We start from the raw sequence: 12,347 nt of genomic DNA, 5'->3' as shown, positions 1-12,347 counted from the left end.
TCACCTTCGACGAATGAGGCCGGACGGTAGCGCACCCTTTCCGGCCATGTCGAGATGGAAATGACGCTTAGAGGCCGAGCGCCCGAAGGATCGCGACTGAGGCGACCCCGAGTGCCACGGAAACGAGCATCGGCAGGCGAAGTGCCGCAAAAGCAGTCACGGCGCAGGCCAAGGTTTCGGCAATCCCGGTCGCAAAAGCGGTCGGCGCGACGACAGCCATCAGAACTGCCGGCGGGATCGATTCGATCGCCTTGCGGCGGCCGCCTTCGAGCGAGACGTGGCGGATGAGCACGAGGCCGCTCAACCGGGTAAGCGCGGTCGCAGCCGCCATGGCGAGGATGGCAATGAGCGTGGCGAGATCAACAGTCATGGCGTCACCTCTACCTCACCGTTTTTGCCGGTCACCATGGCGGCCGAAAGGCCGGCGATAGCACCGGCAGCGATATACCAGACGCCCGGCACGAAATGTTGGGTGGCGACGGCGGCCGCGCCGCTCGCGAGCAGCACGGCGCCGGTTTCAGGCCCTTTCCAGAAACCCATGACCAGCACGATGAAGACGGCTGGAAAGGCAAAGTCGAGCCCGAGCACCACCGGGTCGCCGAGAAAGGCGCCGAGGGCGGCACCAGCCAGCCCCGAGAGTACCCAGGCGAGATAGAAGGGCATGGCGAGGCCGGCGAACCAGGCGGGCGTCAGCCGCGCCACCTTGGCCCGGAACTCTGCCATCGCCCAAATCTCGTCGGCGAGGAACAGCATCGAGAGATGGCGCGCCGGTTGGCCGAAACCATCCATTCTGATACCGAGCGAGGCGCTCATCAGCACGTGGCGGATGTTAACGAGCAGGGCTGCAAACCCGACACCGGTCCAGGAGGCCGGATGGGTCCAGATATCCATCGCTACGAACTGCGAGCCGCCGGCGAATACCAGCGCGCTCATCAACCCCGCCTCGGCCGGCGACAGGCCTTTCGTGGCCGCAACCGCGCCGAAAACGAGGCCGATCGGAATGACTGCGGCGATCAGTGGCGAGATCGCCCGCATGCCCCCGAGGAAGTCTTGAAACCTTGCATTGCCATTCACGTCAAAAACCTCCGTTGGAAGCGGAGGTCTTAAAGATCAAGTGGATAGCCGTCTTGAACGAAAGTGATCAGCGAGCCCGGTATTGCCCCGGCGTCAGCCCCGTGCGGGCCTTGAAGTGCCGGGTGAAATGCGCCTGGTCGGCAAAACCGCATTCGAGCGCGATCTCGGCCGGCTGGCCGCCTTCCCTCAAGCGCTTGCGGGCCGCTCGGATGCGGATGTCGGTGAGGAAGGAATGCGGCGTGATGTGGAATTCCTTGCGGAACGCGCGGATAAGGTGAGCGCGGCTGAGACCCGCGACGGTCGCAAGTTCCTCCAGCCCGACATCGCAAGCAAAATTCTCGGTGAGGTAGTCGCGGGCCTGGCGCACGGCGGTGCGCTCCGTCGTATCGGCCGGTACGATGATCGAACTGCCGTGACGGCGGAACATCGCGTCGAGCACCAGGAACATCGCCTGGCTGGTTTCGAGCGCGCCGGAGCCTTCTTCCAGCGTCCGGTGCGCCTGGTGGAAAGCGTCGGCGAGCGCCTGGTCGTGGAGGAGCTGGATGCCGAAGGCGGGCGTGCCCTGGAAGGGTTTGCCGGTGACGTCTTCGAGTATCTCGCGAAGCAGTGCGACATCCGGATAGATCATCCGGTAGCGATACCCGCCGCCCCGAGGCGCACCGTCATGTGTCTCGCCCGGATTGATCAGGTAGAGCCCGCCCGGCCCAGCGCTTTCACGGCTGCCCTTGATGGTGCAAACCTGCATGCCCTGCTCGATCGCACCTATACTGAACGTATCATGCGCATGCGGCGCGAATTCGTGGGTGAGAAACGTCGCGCGCAGGCATTCCATGCCGCCAAAGCGATCGTCCCGCCAGAAACGGGTCACCTCTGCCGGCATCAGCGGCATGTGGTCGGTGGCCTGTTCCTGCGAGATATTCTCCATGGAAAAAGTATAGCAGATCGGCGACCATCGCTCTTGAACAAAAGTGACGCCGGAAGCCAGAGGCACCTGAATGTCAGGCGATCTTGCGCGCCGCCACGCGGCCCATCGGATGCAGCGAATGCACCAGGAAGGGCGCGCCGGGCTCCTCCTCGATGAAGAGCGCCAGATTGGCGATCTCGACCGGCTTTTTCAGATAGGGTTCGAAATAATCGCGCAGCGCCAGGTCGAAACGCGGCATCTCGACCAGCGACAGCGGGCCGGTCAGGGTCATGTGGAAACGGAACTCGTCCATCACATAAGGGTGGCCCCAGCGATGCAGGTTGGCGAATTGCGGCGCCGAGAGATCGCCAGAATCGCTGCGCTCCAGCTCGGCTTCCGACAATGGCGTGCGGAAATTGTCGAACTCCTGGACCACGGAAGCAGCCAGGAACCGGACGGTATCGCAAGGAACGACCGGCGCCAGGCCGAAGAAGTTGCCGAGCCGCACGACTTCGAGCTTCGGCAGTTCGAAAGGGCTGTGGGTGCCGGCAAACCGCATCAGATGGCGCAGCAGCATCGGTTCGGTCACGTCGGGTGCCAAGCGGAACGGCGCCTTCAGCGTCGCGTGGAAACCGTAGCGGCGTGGCAGCGCGGTGTTGAAAGCAATGTCGTGAATGCCGATGCCACGGATTGCCGGCGGCTCCGTCGCTTCGCCTGAAAAGGCGTTGCGGCCGAGCCACTGGGCGGCAGCGACCGTCAGCGGATCATGCGCCGGAGGCGTGAAATGAATGGCATAGCGCATGCGTCACCTTCTGAACGTCCTTTTCAGCAACCCCGTGTTTTACGCATTGCTCAACAATCCCTGCCGTGGGGGTTAAGTGATTTGCATGACAGAATAACGACGCGGAGGACCGAAAACTCGCGTTTAACGCGAGGCGACGGCAAGATGACTGGTGAGCGTAAATGACGCCGGAAGCCGCATTTCCCGGCCATTCACGGCATTGAGCGCCGCATCCGCCAACCTATGCGCGATACCGAAACTCACCTTAAAGCCACCTGTGAGCGCGATCACTCGGGCGTGATCGGGATGCGCGCCGACCATCGGATCGCGGCCGATCGCCTTCGGCCGCAATCCCGCCCAGCGCTCGACGACGGGGGCCTGCGCCAGGGCCGGCACGAGCGACCGGGCGCGCGCGATCAGTTCATCCAGCTGGGAATCGGTCGAGTACGGATCTTCGAACATATCCTCACTGGTGCTGCCGACCGCCACGTGACCGCCCTCATGGGCGACCAGGTAAAGGCCGTTCAGGAAGATCACCGGCAGAGACGGATCGATATCGGCCTTGAGCAGCGCCGCCTGCCCCTTGACCGGCTGGCCGATCGGATGTTTCAGCGGCGGCGAGACGCCTTGAAGCAGAGAAAAGGACCGGTGGCCGGCCGAGACGATGCACTGGCCGAAGGCAACACTTTCGCCGCCACGGAATATAATCCTATTAGCGGCTGGATCTACCGTTTCGGCCTCCAGGCCTTCGACGATTCGGACATTGCCGGCCCTACGCAGGAAGGCCGCGAGAGCCGATACGAGACCCCGCGGCGAAACCCGGGCGGCAAACGTGTCATGCACCAGTCCGGCAGCTGCGAAGGAGGCATCCGGCCAGCCTTTTTGCGGCGGGCGGTCGAGCACATGCCAATGGAAACGACGGTCACCGCGCCGCCAGCAGGCTTCCGCATCGGCCGAATGGCCGAGCGCGATCTTGCGTAAGTGCGGCTTCGGCAACGGAATCAGTCGGCCGGAGCGGCGGTAGCCACAGGCCATGCCCGTCTCGGCTTCGAGCTCAGCGATTTCGTCTTCCAACGATAGGAGCGCGTCGAACTGGAACTGCTTCTTGTCGTCCCACTTATCGGGCATATACGGCATCAGGGCGCCCAAGAGCCCGCCGCTTGCCGCCTGCCCCAACGAGCCGGCATCGACAAGCAGGGTGCGGATGCCGAGTCGCTCGGCCTTGACCGCCGCCCAGAGGCCCATGATGCCGCCGCCCAGGATGACGAGATCGGCGGATGCGGGAAGGACATGAGATTGACCGCCGAAGCCGGCAGGATTATCCGCATCTCCCATGAGCGACCGTGATCCTGAAATTCGTGTGACCGAAAGCCAGACGCTGGACTGGCATGACGGCGATATGCCCTATTCGCAAAAGTTTGGCGATCACTTTTATTGCCGCACCGACGGCCGGCTGGAGTGTGGCCACACGTTTCTGGCCGGCAATGGCCTGCCGGAGCGCTGGGGCCTGCCGGAGCACTGGAAAAGTCACCGGACTTTCCGGATCGGCGAACTCGGTTTCGGCACCGGCCTGAATTTCTGCGAGACCTGGCGGCAATGGAAGCTTTTTCGCCCCGCAGGCGCGAAGCTTCATTTCACCTCTTTCGAACTCTATCCGATGCAGCGCGACGAAATCGACCGGGCGCTCACCCGCTGGCCGGAGATCGCGGCAGAACGGCAGGCAGTGGTCAAAGCTTGGCCGGACGAGCCCGCCGGGAATGTCGTGATCGACGCTGACGCCCAGACACGTCTGACGGTCGTCTGCGGCCCGGCACTCGAAGGCGTCTCCGCGGCCAGCGCGGATTTCGACGCGTGGTTCCTCGACGGCTTTGCGCCGTCGCGCAATCCGGACATGTGGTCGCCGGATATCATGCAGGCGCTCCATGACAAAACCTTACCTGGCGGCACGTTCGGCACTTATGCGGCAGCCGGCTTCGTACGGCGAAACCTGCAGGCGGCCGGTTTTACCGTCGAACGGCGGCCGGGATTTGCTGGCAAACGCGAGATGTTGTGCGGCATCAAACCGGCGCCCTGATCCAGGGTCGCACCAAGACCGCCCAACATAAAACAGCCGGCCCTGAGACCGGCTGCCATCCATCACATCGCATGCCACCTACTGGCAGACACGCAGGCTTTCCATGTGCCATCCGCCGTCATAGGCGTTGCGGACGCGGCGGTCCTCGAACCAGCAGCGCGGCCGAGGCGGCGGTGGCGGATCGATGTAACGCGGCCCACTGTCATTGGCGAGAGCCCCGCCGATCAGGCCGCCGATGACGCCCGCGGCCAAACCTCCGGCAATCAGCGCTCCAGTATTGTTATGATGCCTGCGCGGCGGGTCACGGCGGTCGTATCGATCATATCGGTCGTAGTGTCTGTCCCACTGCTGGGCCGAGGCTTCACCGGCCGGCAACACGACGCTGGTGCAGGTAGCGGCCAGAATCAGCGCCGAGACAATCATCTTCTTCATCACAAGCGTCTCCGTTTCCACCGAGCTGCGCCTGAAAGCGGCAGAAAGGGCTCGGGTATTGCCGGACAATGCCGGTGTCGAGCTTAACGGTGCCTGAACGGAAAACCGGTCGCTCGCACCCTGCCCGAAATTACGAAAAACGTGTAAGACCATATTTCTCGCCACTCATTGTTGGTCCCTCCCGCGCGCGTCCCGCTTTCATACTTTTGCGTGAAAATAATTTTCAAATACACGGGATCAGAGCATCAGATGAACTTCACGGGCTCCCACCATATCCATGTCATTGGAGGCCAATATGCGGTGTCGGCCGATCCCGATACCGTGCTGATGACCGTTCTCGGATCCTGCGTCTCGGCCTGCATCTACGACACCACCACCAACATCGGGGGGATGAACCATTTCATCCTGCCTGCGAGCGGCGGACTGGACATCACCCAGCACCCGGAACGCTACGGCGATCTGGCCATGCGTGCGCTTGTCGACGACCTGTGCAGTCTCGGCGCGGAACGCCGGAACCTTCGGGCCAAGCTGTTTGGCGGCCGCACGCGCAAATGCAGCGGCTACGATCCCGGATTGCTGAACGCCGCGTTCGCCAGGCGCTTCCTTCACGCGGAAGGCATCAAGCTTGTCGATTCCAGCCTCGGCGATGACCTGGCGCGCTGGATCGCGTTTCACCCGACGACAGGCAGCGTACAGATGCGGATCACTGCGGCCACGGTGCCCGCTCCGTCAACTTCCCGCATCGCCGACGCAACCGCCAGGGCAGCGCGATACTGATTGCCGCTACGTTCTGCCGCCGCGTCAGCAGTATTGCCAGTTCTTCGGAGCAGGGATGTGCGCCGACATTGCCGAGGTGAGAGCGTTGAGAGCCGGAAACGCCGGCTCAGTTCGACACCGAGCTCACGATCGCACCGCCAAGCCAGTTGCGGACCTTGGTTTCCAATGCCTCCGGACTGATCGGCTTGGAGAGGTAATCGTCCATGCCGACCTGGAAGCAGAGTTCGCGGTCGCTTTCGAGCGCATGCGCCGTGACGCCGATGATCGGCGTATGGGTGCCGGTCTCCTGTTCGAGCTCGCGGATTTTCTGGGTCGCCTGATGGCCGTTCATGACCGGCATCGAAACGTCCATGATGATGACCGCCGGATCGTGCTTTTTCCACGCTTCGACCGCTTCCGCACCGTTCTTGACGATCTGGAACAGCCAGCCGGTGGTCTGCAGGATCTGGGTAAAGACGATCTGGTTGACTTCGTTGTCCTCGGCGACCAGCACGTCGAGCGTCGGCGCCGCCTGCATGGGCGGCGTGGAGACCGGGACCACCGGCTGTTCGGCAATCACTGGCGCCGAAGCAACCAGCTTGGGCGCGGCAACCGGCGCCAGGGGCCGCACGGCCGTCTGAGTCCGACCGGCCGCTTGCTCCGCTTCGACTGCCCGGCGCTTGGTGCGGATCGAGCGGACGACGTCGATGATCGTGCTGCGCAGCAGGTTGGCGCGTGCCGGCTTCATCAGATGCGCCTGGATGTTGAGGGCGGCGAACATGCTGTCGTCGCCGGCCATGTCCATCGAGGTCAGGAAAACCACGCCGGTTCCGTCGAAGCGCGGATCACGCCGGAGCTGCTTGGCGAAATCCAGGCCGTTCATCTCCGGCATGTGGTAGTCGAGCACGATAGCATCGACAGTGACGCCGATACGGGCGGCCTCGCTGAGGATCGCCAGCCCCTCGGCGCCGCCGTCGGCTGCGACCGTGTCGAACCCCCACATGGTAAGCTGTTCGGTGAGGATGCGGCGGTTGACGGCATTGTCGTCGACGACGAGGATGCGTGCGCCGCTAGTGTTGATCGGCAAGGCCGTCAGGACGTTGCGTTCGCTGACCACCTGGAACGGCAGGTGCACGGTGAAGATCGAGCCGCGACCGACTTCGCTCGTCACGTCGATATAACCGCCGAAGAGTTCGGTGAGGCCGGCGGTGATCGCCAGCCCCAGGCCGGTGCCTTCGTGGCGGCGCGTCGAGGACGTGTCGACCTGCGAGAATTTCTCGAACACCGATTTCAGTTTCTCTTCCGGAATGCCGAGCCCGGTATCCTCGATGCGGATCGACAGCAACATCTCGCCGGGGCCTCTCGCCTCCGATCTCAGATCGATGAAGACGTGCCCCTTTTCGGTGAATTTCACCGCATTGCCGACCAGGTTGGTAATGATCTGACGGAAACGCCCCGCGTCGCCCATCACCGTCTCGCGGATCGAGACGTCGCCGCGCACGATGAGTTCGATATCCTTCTCGGCAGCGGACGAGGACAAAAGCGTCGCCACGTCCTCGATCGCCTCGACCGGGTCGAACGGCGCCTTGCGCAGCGTCATCTGTCCGGCATCGATCTTGGAAAAGTCGAGGATGTCGTTGATGATCGTCAGGAGCGCATTGCCCGATTTGACGATGATGTCGATGAAGGTCTTCTGGCGGGTGTCGAGATTGGACTTGGCCAGCAGTTCGGCCATGCCGAGCACGCCGTTCATCGGCGTGCGGATCTCGTGGCTCATATTGGCGAGGAATTCCGACTTCGCCCGGTCGGCAGCCTCGGCGCGCTGCAGGAGGCGGGTCAGTTCTTCCTCGCGGCTCTTCATCTCCGTGACGTCTGTGAAGACGGCCAGCCAATGGTCGCTGCCGGTCAGCTTTGCCTCGACCTGGATCCACTTGCGGCCCTCGACGCGGAAGGCGGCAAACACCGGCTTGCCGGCTGCGACATTGTCTTCCCAGGCCTGCAGCGTCGCCGCCGCTTCCTCGGACGTGCCGAGATCGCCGCGCTCGACGCAATAGCGGAAGAGATCGCGCCACAGGCCTCCGGCACCCACCATCTCGGCCGGCATGTCGAGCATGGCCGGCAGCGCGTCATTGGAGAAGATGATCTCGCCGTCATGCAGGATGAGCAGCCCTTGCGACATGGCGCTCGTCGCGTCGCGCATCAGCGCGCCGTGGGTTTCGAGCGCCGCACGGGCCTCCTGGATCTCCTGCTCGCGCTTGCGGACAGCCGTGATGTCCATGTAGCTCAGCAGGATCTTGCCGCCGGAAAGCTGAGTGCCAGAAATGACGATCACCAGGCCGCTGCGGCTTTTCACCTCGATCGGCGGTCGCTCCTGGCCGTCGGTCAAGGCGGCAATGCGCTCCCGGTAGATTTCCTCGAAGCTGCTCGTCGAGCCGCTATAGATGCCGTGGTCGAAATTGACCTTGAGGAAGTCCCGATAGGAACGCCCGGGCAGATCGAACTGCTCTCCGGCATCCCAGAAGGAATAGAAGGCCGGGTTGGCGTATTCGAACAGGAACTGCTCGTCGAGGATCGCCACGCCGACGGGCATGGTGTGCAGGATCGTCTGCAGATCCTTGCCCATCTTCTCCGCCTTGTTCTGCGCCTCCTTGATGCGGGAGACGTCCATGCGCGAGCCGACGAGGTTGTGCGCGCCGTCATTGGTGGTCACCCGGCGCAGGTGCGTGATGACCGGGACAACCGATCCGTCGGGAAAGGTAATATCCTCCGATTTCTCGATGTCCTCGCCTGTCATTACCTGGTCGTTTTCAATCCGGAAGCGATCGGCCGCGTCAGGGAACATTTCCGTTTCGGTCTTGCCGAGGAAATGGCTTCTCGGCTTGCCGAGCATCGCCTCGTAGGCGGCATTGGCATAGGTGAGCTGGCGGTCGCTGTTGCGCACGAACACGGGCACCGGCAGGTCTTCGAGGACGGCGCGGAACAAGTCCGTCTCCGAGACATGGGTGCGCAGGAGCATTTCCTGCTCCTTGAAATCGGTCACGTCGTGACGGATGGCGATCAGCAGGCCGTTTTCGAGACGCTTGTTGATGCTCCGCAGCCAGCGTCCGTCGGAAAGCTGGTCGATGCTTTCGGAATAGGGAAGATCGAACGGTTTCATCCGCTCGGCTATCCAAGCGTCCTTGTTCGGCACATCGGAACCAAAGCTCGCCGGCGACACGCGCTGGCGGCGATCATACGCAAATCCGAGAATATCGTTGAGCGTGATCCCCGGCTGGATATCGATCGAGATCGATGAAAAATGATTGATGAGCTGGGAATTGCAGTAGAGCAGAACGTTGTGCTTGTCATAGATTCCGATACCCATTTCGAGCATGTCGAGGGCATCGTCGAGAAGCGCATTGTTGAAAGGCGAAAACGGCGCGATCGGCTTTGCAGCGTTGGCCGTAGCACCACTGGCCGGGGCACCGGGGGGCGGGACGACGGCGCGTGATGCAACGGCAAGCGGGGCAACGTTGTTCGGCTCTGAAATGGCGGCAACGCCCGGTACCGCCGCAAACGTGCCGAACAGATAGGTATGGTCGTCTTCCGTCAGGAAACGCTCGATATGAATTTCATGGCGGACGACGCCGGAGCGGTCGAAACAGAGCGCCGTCTCGTCGGTACCGAAAACGATCGCCCGGCATTCCTTTTCCTTGCGGTCGGCATCGTCCAGCGCGCCTGCAAGGCCACGGCTGGTATTGCCGGCGAATTCGCTCGGATGCATGCCGAAAAGGCGTGCATAGGCAGCATTCACCGCCACGTAGCTAAGGGCGCTGTCCTTGATGAACGCGGGTTCGGCAAGATCGTTGATCCGCTCGCACGCCGTTTTCAAGAGTTCGCTTTCCGTGTCCACCTTCCCCGCTCCTCGTGCCGGCCGATATCCGGCTCGATTCGTTTGTCTCCCAATCGACTGATAACACCATAGCGAGTGTTAACATCATGTTGTTGAAACAGTACGACTTATCATTTCTGGCATTTGTCAACCGGAAGCGCCTATATATGGGCGCCAATACAGCCTGTGATTGATCGTGACGGGCATCGACATCCGCAGACATCCAACCGCATGGCGTAAGTGATCCGAGCTAATCCGAAAGCAACCCGGAGAAGGCCCAATTTCCGCCGCCAGATCTTCTCCATGTTATAGCCACGATCCGGCCACAATCGACATTGGCAATTGCTGAGGCTTGATAAAAATCAACCGCAGGCGGCATGAAGCTGAACGTCCGTTCAGACTATCGAGGAATCGTCTTCATCAATCCGCCGCCTTTGGGCGCGACCATTTCTTCACCCCTTGAGGACAAAAAGGGAAAGGAAAAGAACATGTCGGCACTGAAAAAGACGATATCACTCGGCCTCGCCGCACTGTCCGTAGCGGGCGCCCTGACGGCGACGGCTCCAGCGGCAGAAGCTCGCGATCACCATCGCAATGTCTGGCCGGGCGTGGCCGCAGGCCTTGCCGGCGGCATCATCGGCGGCGCAATCATCGCAGGGTCGCAGCGGCCGGCTTACGCCGAGCCCGAATATGTGGAGCCGGAATACGACTACGCTCCCCCGCCCCCGCCGCCTGTCTATTACCGCCGCGCCTATTACCGCGACTACCCGCCGGTCTGCGAACTCGAATGGCGCCGCAACCGCTATGGCGAGCCTTATCGCGTCGAAGTCTGCTCGCGCTGATCGGCAGAGCAATCGCATTGAGGAGCCTGTTTCCGCCGCCGGCGGATGCAGGCTTTTTGTTGTCCTGCAGACGCACCGAGCTCTGTTACGGACACGGCCGGGAAGCCACGCCATTTCGCGAGTGCGAACATCTGCTTGACTTTTGCCCGGAAAACCACCAAATGCGCTTCAGCTTTCACCTTCCGGCCGCCGCGTGAGTTGGCCCCGCGTCATTAAAGACACCGCGAAGAAGGAACAAGGCGCAAAGATAGATCGCCCTCGATCCCGGAGGGTTTAAGCGCTGGAGAGCAATTTCCAACTTGCAAGTTCCCACTTCACGCGGGGTTCTTGACGCCAAAGGCAGACCGGACGGCATGGTGCCAGTCCGGCGATACGCTTTTGGCGCCCCGAAAAGGTATTCGACTTGACGAATTTCCACGAGCTTGGTCTGTCCAAGCAGACCGTAGCCACTCTTTTTGCGCTCGGTTACGAAACGCCAACCCCGATCCAGGCTCAGGCGATCCCCCAGCTTCTCGAAGGCCGCGACATGATCGGCCTTGCCCAGACCGGCACCGGCAAGACCGCTGCATTCGGTCTCCCGATCATCGAAATGCTTGCCAAGGACCCGAAGCGTCCTGACAACCGCACCACCCGTACGCTCATCCTCGCTCCGACCCGCGAACTGGTCAACCAGATCGCCGCCAGCCTGAAGAGCTATGTGCGCGGCACCCCGATGAAGATCAACGCCGTTGTCGGCGGCGCCTCGATCAACAAGCAGCAGCTGCAGCTCGAAAAGGGTACCGACATTCTCGTCGCGACCCCGGGCCGCCTGCTCGACCTGATCGCCCGCCGTGCCATCGGCCTGACTGCCGTGCGTTACCTCGTTCTCGACGAAGCCGACCAGATGCTCGATCTCGGCTTCATCCACGATCTGCGCAAGATTTCCAAAATGGTGCCGAACAAGCGCCAAACCCTGCTCTTCTCGGCCACCATGCCGAAGGCGATCGCCGATCTTGCCTCCGACTTCCTCAAGGATCCGGTCCAGGTTTCGGTCACGCCTCCGGGCAAGGCCGCCGACAAGGTCGAACAGTTCGTCCACTTCGTGGTCGGCAAGAACGACAAGACGGACCTTCTCAAGAAGTCGCTCGAAGAAAACCCGACCGGCCGCGCCATGGTTTTCCTGCGCACCAAGCACGGCGCCGAGAAGCTCTCCAAGCATCTCGAGCATATCGGCTTCAAGGTCGCCTCGATCCACGGCAACAAGAGCCAGGGCCAGCGCGAACGTGCCCTCAAGGCCTTCCGTGACAACGAGATCCGTGTTCTGGTCGCCACCGACGTTGCCGCCCGCGGCATCGACATCCCTGGCGTCACCCACGTCTTCAACTACGACCTGCCGGAAGTACCGGACGCCTACGTTCACCGCATCGGCCGTACCGCGCGTGCCGGCCGTGACGGCATTGCGATCGCCTTCTGCGCCCCCGATGAAGCCCGCCTGCTGCGCGACATCGAGCGCCTGATGAACATCGAAATCACCACCGCATCCGGCGAACGCCCCGAAGGCGGCCGCCAGCCACGCGGCGGTGCCGGCAACAACAACCGTGGCGGCGCTGCCAATCGCGGCCGTGGCGGCAACG

General features: G+C 62.4%; 11 protein-coding genes. 4 read left to right on the top strand and 7 right to left on the bottom strand.

Going from position 1 to position 12,347, the window contains the following annotated elements; genetic code table 11:
• Positions 1-67 precede the first annotated feature (67 nt).
• The 5 genes from MOV63_RS23120 to MOV63_RS23100 all read right to left on the bottom strand — a co-directional run bounded on the left by MOV63_RS23120 (position 68) and on the right by MOV63_RS23100 (position 4,094).
• Positions 68-370: an AzlD family protein gene (locus MOV63_RS23120; RefSeq protein ID WP_247037219.1), complete on the bottom strand. Its 303-nt coding sequence runs from the start codon at positions 368-370 to the stop codon at positions 68-70.
• Positions 367-1,035: an AzlC family ABC transporter permease gene (locus tag MOV63_RS23115; protein ID WP_247037270.1), complete on the bottom strand. Its 669-nt coding sequence runs from the start codon at positions 1,033-1,035 to the stop codon at positions 367-369. The genes MOV63_RS23120 and MOV63_RS23115 overlap by 4 nt, the downstream gene beginning before the upstream one ends.
• A gap of 106 nt (positions 1,036-1,141) precedes the next feature.
• Entirely contained in the window at positions 1,142-1,999 is an 858-nt protein-coding gene (locus MOV63_RS23110) for an AraC family transcriptional regulator (RefSeq protein ID WP_247037217.1), read from the bottom strand.
• Positions 2,000-2,072: 73 nt separating this feature from the next.
• On the bottom strand, positions 2,073-2,780 hold the full coding sequence (locus MOV63_RS23105) for a DUF1045 domain-containing protein (protein ID WP_038544465.1): 708 nt from the start codon (positions 2,778-2,780) through the stop codon (positions 2,073-2,075).
• Between the two features lie 123 nt (positions 2,781-2,903).
• Positions 2,904-4,094 (bottom strand): FAD-binding oxidoreductase, encoded by a 1,191-nt coding sequence (locus MOV63_RS23100; RefSeq protein WP_247037215.1) that lies wholly within the window; start codon positions 4,092-4,094, stop codon positions 2,904-2,906.
• On the opposite strand from MOV63_RS23100, the gene mnmD reads away from it, so the two are divergent.
• Positions 4,093-4,833 (top strand): tRNA (5-methylaminomethyl-2-thiouridine)(34)-methyltransferase MnmD, encoded by a 741-nt coding sequence (gene mnmD, locus MOV63_RS23095; protein WP_247037213.1) that lies wholly within the window; start codon positions 4,093-4,095, stop codon positions 4,831-4,833. The two genes, MOV63_RS23100 and mnmD, sit on opposite strands and share 2 nt — an antisense overlap.
• Positions 4,834-4,911: 78 nt before the next feature.
• Here the strand turns inward: mnmD and MOV63_RS23090 are convergent, their stop codons facing one another.
• Positions 4,912-5,265 carry a hypothetical protein gene (locus MOV63_RS23090; protein WP_247037212.1) on the bottom strand — a complete coding sequence of 118 codons (354 nt, stop codon included), beginning with the start codon at positions 5,263-5,265 and terminating at the stop codon, positions 4,912-4,914.
• 249 nt (positions 5,266-5,514) lie between these two features.
• On the opposite strand from MOV63_RS23090, the gene MOV63_RS23085 reads away from it, so the two are divergent.
• The gene (locus MOV63_RS23085) at positions 5,515-6,042 is read left to right on the top strand and encodes a chemotaxis protein CheD (protein WP_247037210.1); all 528 of its coding nucleotides are present in this window, start codon (positions 5,515-5,517) and stop codon (positions 6,040-6,042) included.
• Between the two features lie 106 nt (positions 6,043-6,148).
• Here the strand turns inward: MOV63_RS23085 and MOV63_RS23080 are convergent, their stop codons facing one another.
• Positions 6,149-9,913 (bottom strand): response regulator, encoded by a 3,765-nt coding sequence (locus tag MOV63_RS23080; RefSeq protein WP_247037208.1) that lies wholly within the window; start codon positions 9,911-9,913, stop codon positions 6,149-6,151.
• Between the two features lie 467 nt (positions 9,914-10,380).
• Here MOV63_RS23080 and MOV63_RS23075 point away from each other — a divergent pair, with 467 nt between their 5' ends.
• Entirely contained in the window at positions 10,381-10,734 is a 354-nt protein-coding gene (locus MOV63_RS23075; RefSeq protein ID WP_247037206.1) for a hypothetical protein, read from the top strand.
• 403 nt (positions 10,735-11,137) lie between these two features.
• On the top strand, positions 11,138-12,347 hold a 1,210-nt coding region (locus MOV63_RS23070), incomplete at its 3' end, for a DEAD/DEAH box helicase (protein ID WP_247037205.1).

The organism is Neorhizobium sp. SHOUNA12A (assembly GCF_023006505.1).
Classification (GTDB): domain Bacteria; phylum Pseudomonadota; class Alphaproteobacteria; order Rhizobiales; family Rhizobiaceae; genus Neorhizobium.
The sequence above is the reverse complement of the archived record's forward strand: the minus strand, read 5'-3'. Positions and strand labels throughout refer to the sequence as shown.